This window comes from Variovorax sp. LARHSF232 (genome assembly GCF_052871435.1).
Map to the genome: position 1 here is coordinate 158,936 of NZ_JBIXJS010000009.1, position 16,907 is coordinate 175,842.

The window sequence follows — 16,907 nt, forward strand, 5'->3', positions numbered from 1 at the left end:
CTTGCCGCGCTCCTAGATCGCGGTCGGGTCCCCGATCGTCCTGTTGAGCCGCACGGCCTCCCGCACCAGCTTGCGCGCAGTGCGCGCATCGATGGCCATGCCTTCGCGCAGTTCGAGCGTGGCCATCTCGTACTTGCCGCCGGGGCGCAGGCCGGGCTCGATCTCGCGCAGGCGCTGCCCGCGCCAGAAGCCAAACAGCACGCGCGATTGCTCGGCCCGGATCAGCAGCACCGGACCGTTCGAGAAGTAGACCAGGTGCCCCCATTTGATGGCTTCATCCAGCGGCGCCGCATCGTGCACCGCCGCGCGCAAGGCATCGACCAGCGCACGGCGCCAGCCGGTCAGCGCCGCGACGTAGGCATCGGGGTTGGCAGCAGCAGGGGCCTTTTGCATCATCTGCCGCAGGTTAGCAGTTCGGGCCGGCGCCATGCCATGCCATGGCGGCGCTTGCCCTCGTCGCAGTCGGGCATTTGCGGTCCGGCCGCGTCGGGAGCAAACTTGCAAAGCGGCCGTGCCAAGCATGCCAAGCCGCATGTCGGGACAAGGGCCGATGGTTCGACTCACAAGGAGAAATCCATGTCCATACCCGCTCATCTGACCAAGTACCTGGACCAGCGCGGATCGCACTATGAGGTCCACACCCACGGGCACAGTCGCAGCAGCGCGGAGACCGCGCGAAGCGCCAATGTGCCCGCCGGCCAACTGGCCAAATCGGTCATCCTGGAGGACGAAACGGGCGTCGTGATGGCCGTCGTGCCCGCCGACCGCATGGTGCTGCTGGGCGAGTTCGCCCGGCTGCTCGGCCGCAACAAGCTGCGGCTGGCGCAGGAAGAGCGCGTTGCGCAATTGTTCGAGGGCTGCGAGCCCGGCGCCGTACCGGCGGTGGGCATGGCCTGGGGTGTTGCGACCATCGTCGACGACGAGCTCGAATCGAGCGATGTGGTCTACCTGGAAGGCGGCGATCACGAGCGCGTGCTGCGCATGTCGCACGAGGAATTTCACGCCTTGATGCGCGCCCAGCCGCACGGAAGCTTCTCGCGCTCGCCCCTGCATTGAGCGCGTGGCGCTGCGGCGCGGCCCCGGTCAGGCGCCGCGATCGCCGGTGATGTAGTGCTCCAGCTGCTCGATGATGAACTGCTGCTCGGAGATGATGTTCTTGACCAGGTCGCCGATGGAGAGCAGGCCGACCAGCTTCTCGCCGTCCAGCACCGGCAGGTGGCGGATCCGGTTCTCGGTCATGATGGCCATGCACTCGTCGCTGGTCTGCTCGGGGTGCACGTAGATCACCTGCCGCGTCATGACTTCATGCAGCCGGGTGTCCTTGGAGTTGCGCGCCAGCAGCGCCAGTTTGCGTGCGTAGTCGCGCTCGCTGAACATGCCGGCGATCCTGCCGTCTTCAAGGACCAGGATCGCGCCGATGTCCTTTTGCGCCATCAGGTTCAAGGCGTCGAACACGGTCGCGGTGGGCGCGATGCCGTGAACCGTCTGGCTGCCCTTGGCCTTGAGAATTTCCGCCACGGTCTTCATGTGCTTGCTCCTGCTGTGCCGGCCAATGCCTGTGCTGCAAAGCATAGCCATTGCGGCGGCCAGCTCCAAGTGCCGGGATATGTCCCCGCCGACTGTCAGGCGTGCGTCAGACGTGCGCCACGGTGCAGCGATGGATCTCGATGGTCGAGTGCACGATCTCCTCGTGCACCGCCAGCCGCCGGCGGATCTCGGCGGGCGTCAGCGCCTCATCGTGCGTGACCACGGTGAGCGCACAGGCGTAGGCCGACTTGCCCACGCGCCAGACGTGCAGATCGGCAATGCGGGTCTCGTGGCGCGGGTCGGCGTCTTGTTCGACCACCTCGCGGATCTCGCCGACCACCGGATGGTCCATCTCGCGGTCCAGCAGCACCTTGCCGGTCTGCGCGAGCAGCCCCCTGGCCCAGATCGCGACCAGGGCAGCACCGACGATGCCCATGGCCGGGTCCAGCCATTGCCAGCCATAGAGCCAGCCGCCGGCCAGCGCGACGATGGCCAGCAGCGAGGTGGCGGCGTCGGTGATCACGTGCACGTAGGCAGATTTCAGGTTCAGGTCTTCGCCGGCGCCGTGATGGTGGTGGTGATGGTCATGCTCGTGATGGGCGTCGCCGTGATGGTCATGGTGGTGATCCACGCGGCCCAGGATCAGCGCGCACACGACGTTGACCGCCAGCCCCAGCACCGCCACCGCGATCGCCTCGCGGTAGGCGATGGCCTGCGGCGACAGCAGGCGCTCGATGGAGCCGACCACCATCAGGGCGGCCACGCCCAGCAGCATGATGGCGCTGGCAAAGCCGCCCAGCACCTCGATCTTCCAGGTGCCGAAGGCAAAGCGAGGGTCCTTGGCGTAGCGCCGCGCCGCCCCATAGGCCATTGCCGCGAGCCCAAGGGCCAGCGCATGCGAGCTCATGTGCCAGCCGTCCGCCAGCAGGGCCATCGAGTTGAACCACCAGCCAGCGCCGATTTCCACCAGCATGGTCGCGGCCGTGATCCACATCACCAGCCGCGTGCCGCGCTCGGCCGCGGCGTTGCCGGTGTTGAAGACGTGCTCGTGCTGCCAGTGGGAAAGGTCGTGGGTGTGCATCAGCCCATTTTGCCGTCGGGGCAAAAGCCCTAGCGCTCAGCTTCCGATCACGCCGCCGTCGTTTCTTGTGATGACGACGGTGGCCGAGCGCGGCCGGCCGGCGCCATCGGGCCAGCGCGAGATGGCCAGGGGCTGATCCGGATTGCTGCGCTCGTTGGCCGGTTCGCCCGGATGCTGGATGTTGATGAACACGGTACGCAGGTCGGGTGCGAAGGAAATGCCGGTCACCTCGCAGCCGGCCGGGCCGACCAGGAAGCGGCGGATCTCGCCCTGGATGGGGTCGCAGGCCAGCATCTGGTTGTTGGGCAGGTTGACGTAGTCGCCCTTGCCCAGGGTGGAGGTGGAGACGTCGGTCTGGATCCACAGCACGCCGCGGGCATCGACCATCAGGCCGTCGGGGCTGCCGAAGGTGTCGCCCTTGATGTTGCCCTGCGCCTCGTAGCGGCGCTGCTTGGGGTCGCCGGCCAGCACCAGGTGGTTCCAGGCGAACTTTGTGGCGTCCAGGTCACCGCTTTCCTTCCAGCGAATGATCTGGCCCATGGTGTTGCTGGCGCGCGGGTTGGCCGCGTCCATGAAGGGCTGGCCCTGGGCGCCGCGGTTGCTGTTGTTGGTGAGCGTGCAGTAGACCTCCTTGCTGATCGGGTCCACGGCGGTCCATTCGGGGCGGTCCATCTTGGTGGCGCCCAGGAGGTCGCTGGCCTGGCGCGCCTTGATCAGCACGTCGCCCTGATTGGCAAAGCCCTTGTCCTGGGTGAGCGGGCCCTTGCCCTGCACCAGCGGCAGCCACTCGCCGTTGCCGTCCACGTCGAAGCGCGCCACGTACAAGGTGCCGTGGTCCAGCAGCTCGCGGTTGGCGGCAGCGCCGCCGGCCTTCATCTTGTCCCGGCTGACGAATTTGTAGATGTACTCGAAGCGCGCGTCCTCACCCATGTAGACCACCGCGCGGCCGTCGGCCGTGAGCGCCGTGGCGGCGCCTTCGTGCGCGGCGCGGCCCAGGGCGCTGCGCTTGATGGGGGTGGACGCCGGGTCCTGCGGATCGATCTCCACCACCCAGCCGAAGCGGTTGGATTCGTTGGGGTGCCTGGCGACGTTGAAGCGCTCTTCGTGTTCGTGCCAGCGGTACTTGGCGCCGTTGCCCTTGCGAATGCCCCAGCGCTTCTGGTGCGCGTCCGGGTTGTCCACGCCCTCGAAGTAGTCCGCGAAGTTTTCTTCGCAAGTGAGGTAGGTGCCCCAGGGCGTCTGGCCGTTGGCGCAGTTGTTGAAGGTGCCCAGGATGCGCGTGCCGCTGGGGTCGGCAGCGGTCTTGAGCATGGCGTGTGCGGCGGCCGGGCCGCTCATCCGCATCGGCGTCGATGCGGTGATGCGGCGCGCGAAGCGGGACGGCGCGACCTGCTTCCAGTTGCTGCCACCTTCGCGCTGGATCTCGATCACCGAGACGCCGTGCGCGTTCATCGACTTGCGCACCTTCTCGGCCGTCCAGGTTTTCATGCCGTCGGTGTGCAGGAGGCCGTCGTCCACGTACTCGTGGTTCATTACCAGCAGGCCGCGCTCGGACGAAGCGCCTTCCGCCGCGAAGAAGGCCATGCCATCGTGGTGCATGCCGGCCTGCACGGCCTGGTCGTCGGCGCTGTTGCCGGCGTTGGCGGCAAAGGCCGGCATGCGGCCAGTCACGCCCACCGGATCGCCCCAGCGGTAGAGCACCCGGGCGGTGTAGCCATCGGGCACCACCACGGTGTCGCCGGCCGCCATCGGCACGCTCTTGAAGCCGATGCCACGGCCCATGGACGCGGCGCTTCCCCCTGCTGCGCCGGTGGCGCAACCTGCCAGCGGCCCGAACAGGCCGGCCATGGCGGTGGCGATGCCGCCGCGCACGAACAGGCGCCGGTTGGGGTCGGAGACGTCGTGGATGCTGGGGTTGGCGCTCCGGTTGGAGTCCTCCATCTGCTCGAATTCCTTGGCCATCGTGGGTGCTCGTTGCTTTGTGTCAGGGGTGCGACATCGTGCATGTGGGCCATGAAGCCCGCATGACAGCCCCGAGCGCCGGCCGGTCAGCGCTCGGCCGGCTTGCGCCAGACGCTGGCCAGCCAGGGCTGCTCTTCGCGCGGCAGGCCTTCGGGGCGGTAATAGTGTTCGAGCTCGACGAAGCCGGCGGCGCGCATGAAACCGCGCCAGGACGCCAGGTCGTGGAAGGCGCCATAGCGCTCGCCTTGCCAGCCTTCCTGGCCCTCGCCGCGCGGGTTGGAGCAGAACAGCACGCCGCCGGGCTTGAGCGCATCGCGCAGCTGGCCCAGCACGCGCGGCAGTTCCTGGCTGGGCACATGAAAGAGCGAGGCGTTGGCGAACACGCCGTCAAAGCGCGCCGGCGGCAGCTCGAGCGCCAGGAAGTTTTGTTCGAGCACCTCGCAGCCGCTGGCCTCGCGCGCCATCGCCGCCAGCGGCGGCGAACCTTCCAGGCCGGTCGGGTGGTGGCCCAGCCGCTGAAAGGCCAGCAGGTCGCGCCCCGGCCCGCAGCCGAAATCCAGGATCTCGAAGGGCGGCGTGCCCTCGATATGCCGCAGCAGCGCCGCGATGTTCTGGCCCACGTCGTGGTCCCAGGTGCGCTCGCGAAACAGCTGCGCATGCCGGTCGTAATGGGCCAGCGTGCCGGCGGCGATCTGAGTGAGGTCTTCGGGGGAGAGGGGCATGGCGCATTGATTCTAGGTAGGCAGCGCTGCGCTTGCGCTGGCGCCCGTTTGGCGCTCAGATCGCGGCAGCGAAACAAGGAGACCACACCATGAATGCATCGGTTCCCGCTGGCGCGCAACCCCAGCGCTTCGTCATCAGCCACCACGACGAGGCCGCCTTCAAGACCGGCGGCCTGCGCGACTACTCGGCGTATCGCGACCTGGGCATTGCCGCCGCCAGCGGCGGGCTGGCGCAGGCGCACGTGATCCGCATGACGGCGCCGTTTCGGCCCGATCTGTCGGTCAAGCACCACCACGACGTGCAGTTCCAGATGGTCTATTGCCTCAAGGGCTGGTTCCAGACCGAGTTCGAAGGCGTCGGCGTGCAGCGGCTGGAGGCCGGGTCCTGCTGGCTGCAGCCGCCGGGCATCCGGCACACCGTGGTGGGCTGGTCCGACGATTGCGAGTTGCTCGAGATCCTCATGCCGGCCGAGCACGACACCGTCAACGATTCATAGCCGATTCCCGATTCACGCGGGCGTCACAGCGCCTTGCGAGCATCGCCGTCCATGCATGACAAAGACATGGCAATGCGCCGCATCCGCTGAATGCCGGCGGGCTTCTATCTGCTGATCGCCGGCCAGGCGATCTCCTCGCTGGCGGACAACGCGCTGCTGATCGTCGCCATCGCGCTGCTGCAGGAGCGCGGGCTGCCGGGATGGTGGGCGCCGCTGCTCAAGTTTGCCTTCACCCTGTCCTATGTGGTGCTGGCCCCCGTCATCGGGCCGCTGGCCGACGCCATGCCCAAGGCCCGGCTCATGACGGCCATGAACGCGGTCAAGCTGAGCGGCGTCGTGCTGCTGGTCGCCGGCGTGAATCCGCTCCTGGCCTTTGCGGTGGTGGGCTTCGGCGCCGCCGCCTACGCGCCCGCCAAGTACGGCCTCATCACCGAGATGGTGGGGCCGCGCCAGCTGGTGGCGGCCAACGGCTGGCTCGAGGTCTCGGTGGTCTGCGCGGCGCTGCTGGGCACCGTGCTGGGCGGTCTGCTGGTGGCGGACCTGCTGCGCCTGTCGGGCCTCAGCCTGCAGTTGCGCGATGCGCTGGCGCCTTATTCGATAGGCGCTGCCACCACGCTGTCGCTGTCCATGGTGGTACTGCTTGGCGCCTATCTGGCCGCGGCCTTGATGAACGCCCGCGTGCCCGACAGCGGGGCGCGCTACGCGCCGACCCGCATCCATGCGCTGGAGCTGCTGCGCGACTTCCGCGCTGCCGGCCGGACCTTGTGGCGTGACCGCGACGGCGGCCTGTCGCTCGCCGTGACCACCATCTTCTGGGGCGTGGGCGCCACCCTGCAGTTCGCCGTGCTCAAGTGGGCCACCGAGATCCTGGGCCTCCGCCTGGAGCGCGCCGCCTATCTGCAGGCGGCGGTGGCGGTGGGCGTGATCCTGGGCGCCGGCGTGGCCGGGCGCCATGTGTCGCTCAGCCGGGCCAAGCGCGTGCTGCCGGCCGGGGTGCTGCTGGGCCTTTTCATGCCGGTGGTCGCGTCCACCGATTCGCTGTGGCTGGCGGTGCTGCTGCTGGCGCTGGTCGGCGTCGTGGGCGGCATCCTGGTGGTGCCGCTCAATGCCTTGCTGCAACACCGCGGCTATACCTTGCTGAGCGCCGGCCGCTCGATCGCGGTGCAGGGCTTCAACGAGAACCTCAGCGTGCTGATGATGCTGGCGGGCTACGCGGCCCTGGTGGCCATCGACGTGCCCATCGTGCCGCTGATGTGGGGCTTCGGCCTGATGGTGGCGTCGGCCATCGCGCTGCTGATGTGGCGCGAGCACGGCGTGCAGCAGCGGCTGGGCCCGAGCCAGGACAGCCAGCTGACGACGCTGCGCTGAGCTTGCTTGCGGCGCCGCGTTCCTCGTGCGGCATGGCGCAGAATCCGGCCCGTGAAACGAAGCAAGGGACATCACAGCGTCTATGTCGTGGAGCTGGACGACCGTGTCTGGAACCACGCGCGTTTTCGGCGCGCCAATCCCGATTGGCAGCTGGGCCGTCCTTTCGTCTATGTCGGCATGACCGGGCTCGACCCCGACCTGCGTTTCGACAAGCACAAGGCCGGCATCCAGGCCAGCTCTTTCGTCACCGCGTACGGATTGCGCCTGCTTCCCGAGCTGTATGAGCGCTTCAACCCGATGGGCTACGAGGCGGCGCGGCAGATGGAAGTGGAGCTGGGCATTGCGCTGCGGCGCAGGGGCTATGGGGTGTGGCAGGGGTGACGCGCCGGCCGGACCGCAGGGGAGTCTTCTTGGCAATGAGCGTCCTGAAAGGAGTGCTTCTCGATGCCTGAATGGATGGGTGCGCGCTGCGCAGTGATCGCCGCTGCGGCAGCACTGCTGATGTGCGGCGCGCGTGCCGACGACATGCAGCCGGCGCCGGCACCGGTCTACACGCGAGCCGAAGTGCGGTCCTTCTTCGAGGAGCCCGGCGGCAAGACCTATGTTCGGTTGAAGCTGCTCCCCCGGTACAAGATCCCGTTTTCGACTCAAAACTTCCTGGTGACCGATCGTTCGATGCTGGTCGGTATCCAGGAGGGTGCGTCGGTCCGGTTCACGGCGAAGCATCTGGCGGGGGAGAACACCCTGACTTCGATTCAGCTGGCCGAGCCCTGCGTGCGCTTTCAGAAGTGCGAGTGAACCGGGCAGGCGTCCACCGCGCAAGCCCTGATCGATCGAACCAGCGCACCTGGCGATAGACGCCAATCACATCGGCCGTCAATGCGCCTGATCCTGATACCCCAGCACCGTGCTGATCGCCGCGGCTTCTTGTCGCACGGCCTTGGCGATCGGTCCTTCGACCGCGGCATCGAAGCCGCCCGTGGCACCCAGGGCGGTCAGCACGGCGCAGACCCGGCCCGTGTGGTCGTGCATTGGAGCCGATACAGCGCTGATGCCGCGCAGGTTGGTGTCGCGCACCGATGCGCAACCGGCCTTGCGCACGGCCTTGCGAAGCGACTCGATGGGCTCCTTGGCTGCAAGAGAGGCCCGCTGCTCCTGCGAGGCATTGGCGAGCTCGTCCTCGGCCATCGCCTGCACCGCACGCTCGTCCAGATAAGCGAAGAAGGCGCGGCCGGTTGCCGACCAGAGCAGAGGCAGCACCGAACCGACCCTCACGTTCACGGTGACGGGCAACCCAGGCTCCTCGAAGCGCACGATGGTCGGCCCCTTGTTGCCCATCACTGCGATGAAGCAGGTCACTTCCAGCGATTCGCGCAAACGTACCAGTGCAGGCTCCGCAGCCCGGATGGGGTCGGCCTGGCGCATCGCCGCCATGCCGATGCGGATGGCCTCGGGCCCGAGGAAGTACTGCTGCGTGCCTGCATCCTGCGACACCAGCCCCTCTTCGGCCAGGCTGGCCAGATAGCGGTGCACCTTGGCCGGCGCTTCCTGCACGTGTGCCGACAGGGCCGTCAGGGTCGCACGACCTGCCAGGTCGGCCAGACCCTTGAGGACTGCCATGCCGGTTTCTGCGGCTTGCACGCGCTGGCGGCGCTCTCTCGGGCGGTCGGCAGATGGAAGGGAAGGGGGATCGTGAGGCATGCGGGGTGAAGGAGTCAGGCGGTGGATTGTCAGGGTTAGTCTGGAGCTGGTGATTACGCTATGCGGATAACAATTACGCAATAGATGAACACCCGCCCCCGCGAAGGATCCATATGAAGAAGCTGATTGCCAGTTGCCTGATCGTCATTCCGCTCGTTGCGCCATTCGCCGCCCAGGCTCAGGCCTGGCCGTCCAAGCCGGTTCGCTGGCTGGTGCCCTATCCCGCCGGCGGGGGCTCGGATTTCCTGGCCCGCACCATCGGGCAGCAGCTGTCCGCGCAGATCGGACAGCCCGTGCTGGTGGACAACAAGCCCGGCGGAAATACGGCCATCGCCGCGTCCGACCTGGTGCGCTCGGCAGCCGACGGGTACACCGTGCTGTCGGCGGACAACGGCACGCTGGTGTTCAACCCGGTCCTTTACAAGAGCCTGAGCTACAGCCCGACCAAGGACCTGGCGCCGGTCACGCTGATGGGCCGGTTCCCCATGATCCTGGTCGTGAGCCCGAGCGTGACAGCCAAGGACGCCAAGGAGTTCATCGCCCAGGCCAAGGCCAAGGCGGATGGCATCAACTACGCGTCCGCGGGTGCCGGAAGCCCGCATCACCTGGCCATGGAACTGCTCAAGACCGAGGCGGGCCTGAAGATGATTCACGCCCCGTACCGAGGTGCCGCGCCGGCCCTGGCCGATGTCGCGGGCGGGCAGGTGCCGGCGATGATGGTCGACCTGGCCGCAGGCGCGGGCTTCATCAAGGGCGGGAAGGTGCGACCGCTGGCGGTCGCCAGTGCCAAGCGCCTGCCCCAATTGCCCGATGTCCCGACCTTCGCGGAGCTGGGATTCAAGAACGTGGAAGCGGCCGCGCTGGTGGGCATGGTGGTGCCAGCTGCCACGCCCGCCGACGTGGTGGCCGCCCTCAACAAGCAGGTGGTCGCAGCCATCCATGCGCCCGATGTCCACAAGAAGCTGATCGACTTCGGTGTGGAACCGGTGGGCAATACGCCGGCACAGTTCGCCGAACTTCTCAAGAGCGAAAGCACACGCTGGCACAAGCTCATTCGCGAGCTGAACATCACCCTGGACTGATCCGTCTCAACTGCCGCTGCGTGGCGGCCGGCCCTGGCGCAAGCCAGGGCCCTCTTGTCCTTCGGAGCCCGATCATGAACCCTGCTTCCTCCCCGACCGCGACCCCTGGCGCCTGTCCCTTCGCGCACGGTGCGCCGCAAGCGCCGCGCTCGCCCACCGGATGCCCGGTGAGCCACAAGGCGGGCGAATTCGATCCATTCAGCGATGGGTACCAGCAAGACCCGCCCGAGTACGTGCGCTGGGCACGCGAGCAGGAGCCCGTCTTCTACAGCCCCCAGCTGGGCTATTGGGTCGTCACGCGCTACGACGACATCAAGGCCATCTTTCGCGACAACCTCACCTTCAGTCCTTCCATTGCGCTGGAGAAGATCACCCCGACGGGACCCGAGGCCAACGCGGTGCTGGCCAGCTACGGCTTTGCGCTCAATCGCACACTCGTCAACGAAGACGAGCCGGCCCACATGCCTCGCCGGCGGGTGCTCATGGAGCCGTTCACGCCGGAGCACCTCATGCAGCACGAGCCACTGGTGCGCGAGCTGGCCCGGGAATACGTCGACCGCTTCATCGACGAAGGCCGCGCCGATCTGGTGGACCAGATGCTGTGGGAGGTTCCGCTCACCGTGGCCTTGCACTTCCTGGGCGTGCCCGAGGAAGACATGGACACGCTGCGCAAGTACAGCATTGCGCATACGGTGAACACCTGGGGCCGTCCCAAGCCGGAGGAGCAGGTGGAGGTGGCCCACGCGGTGGGCAACTTCTGGCAGTTCGCCGGCAAGGTGCTGGAGAAGATGCGCCAGGACCCGGACGCGCCCGGCTGGATGCAGTACGGCATCCGCAAGCAGAAGGAATTCCCGGACGTGGTGACCGACTCCTATCTGCACTCGATGATGATGGCCGGCATCGTGGCTGCGCACGAAACCACCGCCAACGCAACGGCCAATGCAATGAAGCTGCTGCTGCAGCATCCATCCGCATGGCGCGACATCTGCGAGGACCCCGCGCTCATTCCCAACGCAGTGGAGGAGTGCCTGCGGCACAACGGATCGGTGGCCGCATGGCGGCGGCTGGCGACCAAGGATGTCACCGTGGGTGGCATCGACATTCCGGCCGGGAGCAAGCTGCTGATCGTCACCTCGTCGGCCAATCATGATGAAGCGCGCTTCGCCGACGCCGACCTGTTCGACATCCGGCGCGACAACGCCAGCGACCACCTCACCTTCGGCTACGGCTCGCACCAGTGCATGGGCAAGAACCTGGCGCGCATGGAGATGCAGGTGTTCCTGGAAGAGTTCACCCGGCGCCTGCCCCATATGGCGCTGTCCGAGCAGCGCTTCAGCTACGTGCCCAACACGTCCTTCCGCGGGCCCGAGCACCTGTGGGTGCAGTGGGATCCGGCGCAGAACCCGGAGCGCCGCGATCCTTCGCTGCGAACCGCCGCACGCACCGGCGTGCGCATCGGCGAGCCGTCGGCCCATGCCATCACGCGCCCCGTGGTGGTCGAGCGTGCGACCCGGGTTGCGAAAGACATCGTTCGCCTTCGGCTCGCGGCGCCAGACGGCCGGCCGATGCCGCGCTGGTCGCCTGGCTCGCACATCGACGTGGAGTGCGGCGACACCGGACTGTCGCGCCAGTACTCGCTGTGCGGCGATCCCGAAGACGCCGCGGCGCTTGAAATCGCGGTACTGCATGACCCGCACAGCAGGGGAGGGTCGACCTGGGTGCATGGCAACGTGAAGGCGGGCGATCGGCTGCGCATCCGCGGGCCGCGCAACCACTTTCGGCTGGATGAAGGCGCCCGCCGGCTCATCTTCGTCGCGGGCGGCATCGGGATCACGCCCATCGCCGCCATGGCGCGCCACGCCCGTGCTCTGGGCATCGACTACGCGTTGCACTACTGCGGGCGGCATCGGGCCGCCATGGCCTTGGTGGACGAACTGAGTGTTCTGCATGGCGACAAGCTCAAGCTGCATGTCAGCGGCGAGGGTTCGCGGCTCGACCTGGCGGCCCTGCTGTCAACGCCCGAAGAAGGTGTGCAGGTCTACGCATGCGGACCGCTGCGGATGCTCGAAGCGCTGGAAGAGGCCTGTGCCCATTGGCCCGAAGACGCGTTGAAGGTGGAGCATTTCGAATCCACGCTCGGGACGCTGGATCCGGCCAAGGAGCATGCCTTCGAGGTGGAACTGAAGGACTCCGGACTCACGCTGCCAGTGCGGGCGGATCAGACACTGCTCTGCGCGCTGCGCGCCGCCAACATCGACGTGCAGAGCGACTGCGAAGAAGGCTTGTGCGGTTCGTGCGAGGTGCACGTCATCTCGGGCGATGTCGATCATCGCGACATGGTCCTGACCCGCTCCGAACGGGAAGCGGGCCAGCGCATGATGAGTTGCTGCTCGCGTGCTCGCGGGCAGCGTCTTGTGCTGGAGCTGTAACGGCGGAGGCGTTTCGCATGTACATCGAACAAGGCGGAGAAGGTCCTGACCTTCTCGTGATGCTGCATGGTCTGGGTGCGACAGCGGCGGTCTGGTCGCCGATGCGCGAGCAGGCCAGCGAGCGCTGGCGCGGCCGCTGGCTCGCCATGGACCTGCCGGGCCATGGGGAATCCGGCCCCCAGGACTCCTATGCGATCGGGCAGTACGCGGCCAGCGTCGCGCGCTCGATGCTGTCGCACGTCGATCCTGTGGGCCGGCTCGTGGTGCTTGGTCATTCACTCGGCGGGGTGATCGCCCTTGCGCTTGCCACGGGCTGGTTCGGCGTGGCGCCGCATCGGGTCTTCGGCATGGGCATCAAGGTCGCGTGGAGCGATGACGAGCTGCAGCGCATGGAGAAGATGGCGGCCCAGCCGGCCAGGTACTTCGCCACGCAGGCAGAGGCGCTGGACCGCTACCTGAAGGTCTCGGGACTGGCCGGCATCGCCGGCGCCGAGTCGCCGGTGGCGATGCGCGCAATTGCGCAGGACGCACAGGGCTGGCGACTGGCCATGGACCCTCGCGCCTTTGGCGTTGGCAAGCCGCCTGTTGCAGAACTGATGGCGCTGGCCCGGTGCTCCGTGCATCTGGGCCGCGCGGGCGCCGACGCGCTGGTGACGCGCGAGCAGCTTCGCGCCGTCGACCCGCGGGCCGACGACCTCGGCCCGCATGGCCACAACGTGATGGTCGAGGCGCCCACGCAGGTCTGGGACTGGATGGACGCGCATTCGAAGTAGGGGCATTCCGCGCCTCTTGGCGATGCCGCGATGTCGGCCATCGCGCGCCGCGACGTGCAACGGGCGCCCATCCAGCGCGTGCACCCGCTGGCCGGCGAACACCGCGCCCGCCAGCTTGGGCCGGCGGCTATTCGCCCCTGATGCCGACCTGCTTCACGACTGCGTCCCAGCGCGTCATTTCCTTGTCGATGAAGGCCGCGAATTCCGCCGGGCTGGTGCCCATGGCCTGCAGGCCCAGCCCGGCAAGCTTCTGGTTCACGGCCGGTTCGGCCAGGATCGCCTTCACCTCGCTGGCCAGCCGCTCGACGATGGGCTGCGGCGTCGCGGCCGGCACCATGAAGCCGAACCATCCGTAGCCGATGACATTGGCAAAGCCCTGCTCGCGCAGCGTCGGTGCCGAGGGATAGATGGGCGATCGCTGCTCTGAGGCCACGCCCAGCACGCGCAATTTGCCGCTCTGGATGTGCGGCAGCGCGGTGGTGATGGCGGTGAGCGTGGCGTCGACCCGCCCCGCCAGCAGTTCCGTGTAGGCCGTGGCGTCGCCGCGAAAGTGCACGTTCAGTCCCTTGACGCCGGCTTCCTTGAAGAACAGCTCGCCCGCCAGGTGCGGGCCCGAGCCGCTGCCCGGCGACGCGAAGGTCAGGCCGCGCTCCTTGTTGGCCTTGCCGTAGGCCACCAGGTCGGCCGGCGTCTTGAAGGGTGAGTCGGCATTGACGATGAGGAACACCGGCGCCACCACCGCCAGGCTGACGGCGCGCAGGTCCTTGCGCGGGTCGTAGCTGAGCTTGCCGTACAGGCTCTCGACCACCGCGTAGGGCGCTGCCGCGTACAGCATCGTGTAGCCGTCGGGCGTGGCGCGGGCGACCAGCTCGTTGCCCACTCGGGTGCCCGCGCCCGGCTTGTTCTCCACCACGAAAGGGTGGCCCAGGCGCTTGCCCAGTTGCTCTGCCAGGATGCGCGCCGAGGTGTCGTTGGAGCCGCCCGCGCCATAGGGCGAGACCAGGCGCACCGGCCTGTCGGGCCAGGCCCGTGCGGCTTGCGCATGGGCCATGCCATGGCCGGCGAGCAGCGTCGCCGAAGCCCAGGCCCCGGTGCCGAGCAGGAATCTGCGGCGTGTGGATTCGTTCATGTGGCTTGTCTCCGTTGTAGTCGTGTCTTGGGCTTTTGGGCTCAGGCGTCCAGCCGAACCAGCGCCGGATAGGCGAAACGAAATTCCAGGTGCGCCGCGCGCGGCTGGTACAGGCGCAGCGTCAGGTAGAAGGGCTCGGGCGGCGCCGGCAGCCAGTTGGCCCGGTCCTGCGCGGCGGCCGGTTCGGCATGGGCGATGGCAATGCGCAGCCCGCCGTCGGCGTCCCATTGCAGGCCGGGCGTGCGGTCGCCGATCGAGTAGCGCTTGATGGCGTTGTCCACCAGCAGGCAATCGGACTTTCGGTACATCGTGATCGACCAGAAGGCGTCCACCTGCGGCCCGGCGCCCGGCGGGAAGTACAGCGTGCAGCGATGCCGGCCGTCCAGCGGACGGCCCCGGTCGTCCACCTCGGCCACGGGGTACATCGCCTCGTCGATGCCGAGCGCGCCGATCAGGTTGCGCGCCACGCGGGCGCGCAGCGTGAACTCGCGGCCCCAGCCGGTGCGGATGGCCACCGGCACGCTCCAGCCACCGCCTGCATCGGAGGGCTGCGCCTGCTGGCGCAGCGCCTGGCACACCGCGGCCAGTGCCGCCTGCAATGGCGCATCGCCTTCGCGCGAGGCCTGGTGCCACAGCGCTGCCGTGTCCTCGTCGGCCGGCGGCGCTGGATTGCGCGCCCAGGTGGCATCGACCACGGCGCGGTAGGCGCCCGCAACGGGCGTGTCGGTCTTGCGGCCGTCCATCGCGCAGTCGGCCACGCATGCGGCCGGCAACAGATCGCTTGCGCGCAGGATGGTGAACTGCCGCTGGAGCTGCGCCACCCGGGCCAGATCGGACGCATCGTCGTCCACCAGGATGCGGCCGATGATCCAGACGTCCGCGCCCGGTGCGGCGATGCACACCATGCCGGCCGGAAGGTCGCCACGCCACTGCGGGCCGTACACGAACAGGCGCTGCGCACGGTTGCCGGTCGTGCGGCGCCCGGCATAGGCGAAGGGATTGGTCCACATGTCCAGAAAACCCAGCGTCCAGTAGCGCTCGCCCATGTCGGGCACCTCGATCACCAGCGGCCCCTCCGCGAGGTCGAGCCAGGCGTTGGTGTAGAGCGTGTCGTTGTTGGGCGTGACCACCTCGCGGTCCTGCGGCGTGAGCAGGCGCTTGGAGTGCGTGAAGGTGTTGAGCCAGCGCAGGCGCGAATCCGCATCGGGCCCGGCGAAGCCATGCAGCGGATGCCGGCGCGGCGCGGTGGCGGCGCGCATGCGCGCCATCTCGAACAAGGGCAGGGTGCGCAGCACCGCTTCGCGCGCCGTCATGCCGTGCGCTCCAGCTTGGGCATGCGGTAGGTACCGTTCAGGAAGTCGGGTTGCGGGTGATACACGCGCAGGATCAGGTAGAAGGCGCCGCGCGGCGCGGGCAGCCAGTTCTCTTGTGGCCCCGGCGGGCTCTGGCGCGACACGTGGAGCGTGAGGCTGCCGTCGGCGTTGCGCTCCAGCGGGCTGCGGTTGCCCAGCGCATGGCGTCCGATTGCGTTGGGCGCAAAGTAGCGGTCGGCGCCGTAGAGCGAGATGGACCAGAAGGCGCCGGCCGGGATCTTGCCGCCATCCTCGAAATGCAGGCGGTACAGGCGCTCGCCGTCCAGCCCTTCGCCTTGGTCGTCGTAATCGGTGGTGGCGTAGATCGCCTCGTCGCCGGCCAGCGCGCCCAGGCCCTTCCAGGCGGTGGCGGCGCGCAGCAGCAGATCGTCGCCGTAGCGGCCCAGGCGCGTCGAGAAACGCCAGGGTGCCTTCGACGCAGGGCGCGAGGCGCCGTCGATGATCTTCATCGCGCTGGCGTAGGCGCTGCGCAAGCCCTCCAGCGTGGCGGGTCGCAGGTCGCCCAGCTGGCCGCTGGCGTCCAGCGGCACATGCGCACCCCGCAGCAGGTCGAAGACGCCCTGCTGCGAGGCGGGCGGCGCAAAGTCGTGCAGCGCGCGCGCCAGGTTGGCGAAGAAGCAGAGCGCGGGATCGTCGCCGGGGGCCTGCCACTGCGCCACGCTGGCGGGCGGGGCGGGCGTCTGTGGCCCATCGATGGAAAAACCGGCTTGAAAGCGCCGTGCCGCGTCCACGTCCGCGTCGCCGTCCACCAGCACGCGCCCAAGCACCCAGACCAGCGCGGTGGGGCAGCGGATGGCGGTGGTGCCCGCCGGCGCGGCCTGGGATTCGCCGGGCCCGAGCAGGGCGAAGCGGCCGCCTTGCTGCGGCACGTTGCGGGTGCCGATGTTGTGGAAGTTATTGGTGTAGGTGTCGAGCAGCTGCAGCACGAAGTAGCGGCCGGTCTGTGGCGGCACCGTGACCACCACCGGGCCCTGGCGCAGATCGACCCAGGCGTTGCTGTAGAGCAGGTCGTTGGCGGGGGTGACGATGTCGCGGTCGCTATCGGTCCAGCGCTCGGCGCTGTGGCCGAAGTGATTGAAGGGCGCCCGCCCGTAGGCCGGCGCACCCGGTGTGGTCTGCACATGGCAGGTGCGCACGGATTCGAGAAGCGGGTAGCCGGCGACCACCGCCGGCACGGCGCAATGCGCGACCCAGGCGGCCTGGGGTGAGCTGAATTCGGTGCTGAGGAATGCGTTGTTCATGGATGTCTTGTCTCGTTGTCGA

17 protein-coding genes are annotated in these 16,907 nt (G+C 68.2%); 8 read left to right on the forward strand and 9 right to left on the reverse strand.

Annotated features, from left to right (window positions below; all coding sequences use genetic code 11):
• Nucleotides 1-12 precede the first annotated feature (12 nt).
• Nucleotides 13-396 carry a DUF1801 domain-containing protein gene (locus ACIPRI_RS21370; protein ID WP_446623486.1) on the reverse strand — a complete coding sequence of 128 codons (384 nt, stop codon included), beginning with the start codon at nucleotides 394-396 and terminating at the stop codon, nucleotides 13-15.
• Between the two features lie 180 nt (nucleotides 397-576).
• Here ACIPRI_RS21370 and ACIPRI_RS21375 point away from each other — a divergent pair, with 180 nt between their 5' ends.
• The gene (locus ACIPRI_RS21375) at nucleotides 577-1,056 is read left to right on the forward strand and encodes an aminoacyl-tRNA deacylase (protein ID WP_446623487.1); all 480 of its coding nucleotides are present in this window, start codon (nucleotides 577-579) and stop codon (nucleotides 1,054-1,056) included.
• A gap of 27 nt (nucleotides 1,057-1,083) precedes the next feature.
• Here ACIPRI_RS21375 and ACIPRI_RS21380 read toward each other — a convergent pair whose 3' ends face one another.
• The 4 genes from ACIPRI_RS21380 to ACIPRI_RS21395 all read right to left on the reverse strand — a co-directional run bounded on the left by ACIPRI_RS21380 (nucleotide 1,084) and on the right by ACIPRI_RS21395 (nucleotide 5,292).
• Complete coding sequence (locus ACIPRI_RS21380) at nucleotides 1,084-1,527, reverse strand: CBS domain-containing protein (RefSeq protein WP_446623488.1); 444 nt, start codon at nucleotides 1,525-1,527, stop codon at nucleotides 1,084-1,086.
• Nucleotides 1,528-1,633: 106 nt separating this feature from the next.
• Entirely contained in the window at nucleotides 1,634-2,608 is a 975-nt protein-coding gene (gene dmeF, locus ACIPRI_RS21385) for a CDF family Co(II)/Ni(II) efflux transporter DmeF (RefSeq protein ID WP_446623489.1), read from the reverse strand.
• Between the two features lie 36 nt (nucleotides 2,609-2,644).
• A complete protein-coding gene (locus ACIPRI_RS21390) occupies nucleotides 2,645-4,570 on the reverse strand; it encodes a PhoX family protein (RefSeq protein WP_446623490.1) in 1,926 nt (641 codons plus the stop codon).
• A gap of 86 nt (nucleotides 4,571-4,656) precedes the next feature.
• A complete protein-coding gene (locus ACIPRI_RS21395; protein WP_446623491.1) occupies nucleotides 4,657-5,292 on the reverse strand; it encodes a class I SAM-dependent DNA methyltransferase in 636 nt (211 codons plus the stop codon).
• A gap of 89 nt (nucleotides 5,293-5,381) precedes the next feature.
• Here ACIPRI_RS21395 and ACIPRI_RS21400 point away from each other — a divergent pair, with 89 nt between their 5' ends.
• The 4 genes from ACIPRI_RS21400 (at nucleotide 5,382) to ACIPRI_RS21415 (ending at nucleotide 7,955) form a co-directional block, all read left to right on the forward strand.
• On the forward strand, nucleotides 5,382-5,789 hold the full coding sequence (locus tag ACIPRI_RS21400) for a cupin domain-containing protein (protein WP_446623492.1): 408 nt from the start codon (nucleotides 5,382-5,384) through the stop codon (nucleotides 5,787-5,789).
• 90 nt (nucleotides 5,790-5,879) lie between these two features.
• Nucleotides 5,880-7,157, forward strand: a complete 1,278-nt coding sequence (lplT, locus tag ACIPRI_RS21405; protein ID WP_446623493.1) for a lysophospholipid transporter LplT — start codon at nucleotides 5,880-5,882, stop codon at nucleotides 7,155-7,157.
• Nucleotides 7,158-7,208: 51 nt separating this feature from the next.
• On the forward strand, nucleotides 7,209-7,538 hold the full coding sequence (locus ACIPRI_RS21410; protein WP_446623494.1) for a hypothetical protein: 330 nt from the start codon (nucleotides 7,209-7,211) through the stop codon (nucleotides 7,536-7,538).
• Between the two features lie 63 nt (nucleotides 7,539-7,601).
• Nucleotides 7,602-7,955 carry a hypothetical protein gene (locus ACIPRI_RS21415; RefSeq protein WP_446623495.1) on the forward strand — a complete coding sequence of 118 codons (354 nt, stop codon included), beginning with the start codon at nucleotides 7,602-7,604 and terminating at the stop codon, nucleotides 7,953-7,955.
• Nucleotides 7,956-8,033: 78 nt separating this feature from the next.
• Here ACIPRI_RS21415 and ACIPRI_RS21420 read toward each other — a convergent pair whose 3' ends face one another.
• On the reverse strand, nucleotides 8,034-8,858 hold the full coding sequence (locus ACIPRI_RS21420; protein WP_446623496.1) for an IclR family transcriptional regulator: 825 nt from the start codon (nucleotides 8,856-8,858) through the stop codon (nucleotides 8,034-8,036).
• 113 nt (nucleotides 8,859-8,971) lie between these two features.
• On the opposite strand from ACIPRI_RS21420, the gene ACIPRI_RS21425 reads away from it, so the two are divergent.
• The 3 genes from ACIPRI_RS21425 (at nucleotide 8,972) to ACIPRI_RS21435 (ending at nucleotide 13,142) form a co-directional block, all read left to right on the forward strand.
• Nucleotides 8,972-9,940 (forward strand): Bug family tripartite tricarboxylate transporter substrate binding protein, encoded by a 969-nt coding sequence (locus tag ACIPRI_RS21425; RefSeq protein ID WP_446623497.1) that lies wholly within the window; start codon nucleotides 8,972-8,974, stop codon nucleotides 9,938-9,940.
• A gap of 74 nt (nucleotides 9,941-10,014) precedes the next feature.
• Nucleotides 10,015-12,369, forward strand: a complete 2,355-nt coding sequence (locus ACIPRI_RS21430; RefSeq protein WP_446623498.1) for a cytochrome P450 — start codon at nucleotides 10,015-10,017, stop codon at nucleotides 12,367-12,369.
• A 17-nt stretch (nucleotides 12,370-12,386) separates the two neighbouring features.
• Nucleotides 12,387-13,142: an alpha/beta fold hydrolase gene (locus ACIPRI_RS21435; RefSeq protein ID WP_446623499.1), complete on the forward strand. Its 756-nt coding sequence runs from the start codon at nucleotides 12,387-12,389 to the stop codon at nucleotides 13,140-13,142.
• Between the two features lie 127 nt (nucleotides 13,143-13,269).
• Here the strand turns inward: ACIPRI_RS21435 and ACIPRI_RS21440 are convergent, their stop codons facing one another.
• Genes ACIPRI_RS21440 through ACIPRI_RS21450 form a run of 3 tightly spaced genes read right to left on the reverse strand, consistent with a single transcriptional unit; the run spans nucleotide 13,270 to nucleotide 16,885 of the window.
• Nucleotides 13,270-14,271 (reverse strand): Bug family tripartite tricarboxylate transporter substrate binding protein, encoded by a 1,002-nt coding sequence (locus ACIPRI_RS21440; protein WP_446623500.1) that lies wholly within the window; start codon nucleotides 14,269-14,271, stop codon nucleotides 13,270-13,272.
• A gap of 41 nt (nucleotides 14,272-14,312) precedes the next feature.
• On the reverse strand, nucleotides 14,313-15,584 hold the full coding sequence (locus tag ACIPRI_RS21445; RefSeq protein WP_446623501.1) for a DUF1254 domain-containing protein: 1,272 nt from the start codon (nucleotides 15,582-15,584) through the stop codon (nucleotides 14,313-14,315).
• Nucleotides 15,581-16,885: a DUF1254 domain-containing protein gene (locus tag ACIPRI_RS21450; protein WP_446623502.1), complete on the reverse strand. Its 1,305-nt coding sequence runs from the start codon at nucleotides 16,883-16,885 to the stop codon at nucleotides 15,581-15,583. The genes ACIPRI_RS21445 and ACIPRI_RS21450 overlap by 4 nt, the downstream gene beginning before the upstream one ends.
• Nucleotides 16,886-16,907 lie beyond the last annotated feature (22 nt).

What these genes read in the sequence shown, in the direction of transcription:
- ACIPRI_RS21370 (WP_446623486.1), bottom strand. Translation starts at nt 396, where the DNA reads ATGATGCAAAAGGCCCCTGCTGCTGCCAACCCCGATGCCTACGTCGCG.
- ACIPRI_RS21375 (WP_446623487.1), top strand. Translation starts at nt 577, where the DNA reads ATGTCCATACCCGCTCATCTGACCAAGTACCTGGACCAGCGCGGATCG.
- ACIPRI_RS21380 (WP_446623488.1), bottom strand. Translation starts at nt 1,527, where the DNA reads ATGAAGACCGTGGCGGAAATTCTCAAGGCCAAGGGCAGCCAGACGGTT.
- dmeF (WP_446623489.1), bottom strand. Translation starts at nt 2,608, where the DNA reads ATGCACACCCACGACCTTTCCCACTGGCAGCACGAGCACGTCTTCAAC.
- ACIPRI_RS21390 (WP_446623490.1), bottom strand. Translation starts at nt 4,570, where the DNA reads ATGGCCAAGGAATTCGAGCAGATGGAGGACTCCAACCGGAGCGCCAAC.
- ACIPRI_RS21395 (WP_446623491.1), bottom strand. Translation starts at nt 5,292, where the DNA reads ATGCCCCTCTCCCCCGAAGACCTCACTCAGATCGCCGCCGGCACGCTG.
- ACIPRI_RS21400 (WP_446623492.1), top strand. Translation starts at nt 5,382, where the DNA reads ATGAATGCATCGGTTCCCGCTGGCGCGCAACCCCAGCGCTTCGTCATC.
- lplT (WP_446623493.1), top strand. Translation starts at nt 5,880, where the DNA reads ATGCCGGCGGGCTTCTATCTGCTGATCGCCGGCCAGGCGATCTCCTCG.
- ACIPRI_RS21415 (WP_446623495.1), top strand. Translation starts at nt 7,602, where the DNA reads ATGCCTGAATGGATGGGTGCGCGCTGCGCAGTGATCGCCGCTGCGGCA.
- ACIPRI_RS21420 (WP_446623496.1), bottom strand. Translation starts at nt 8,858, where the DNA reads ATGCCTCACGATCCCCCTTCCCTTCCATCTGCCGACCGCCCGAGAGAG.
- ACIPRI_RS21425 (WP_446623497.1), top strand. Translation starts at nt 8,972, where the DNA reads ATGAAGAAGCTGATTGCCAGTTGCCTGATCGTCATTCCGCTCGTTGCG.
- ACIPRI_RS21430 (WP_446623498.1), top strand. Translation starts at nt 10,015, where the DNA reads ATGAACCCTGCTTCCTCCCCGACCGCGACCCCTGGCGCCTGTCCCTTC.
- ACIPRI_RS21435 (WP_446623499.1), top strand. Translation starts at nt 12,387, where the DNA reads ATGTACATCGAACAAGGCGGAGAAGGTCCTGACCTTCTCGTGATGCTG.
- ACIPRI_RS21440 (WP_446623500.1), bottom strand. Translation starts at nt 14,271, where the DNA reads ATGAACGAATCCACACGCCGCAGATTCCTGCTCGGCACCGGGGCCTGG.
- ACIPRI_RS21445 (WP_446623501.1), bottom strand. Translation starts at nt 15,584, where the DNA reads ATGACGGCGCGCGAAGCGGTGCTGCGCACCCTGCCCTTGTTCGAGATG.
- ACIPRI_RS21450 (WP_446623502.1), bottom strand. Translation starts at nt 16,885, where the DNA reads ATGAACAACGCATTCCTCAGCACCGAATTCAGCTCACCCCAGGCCGCC.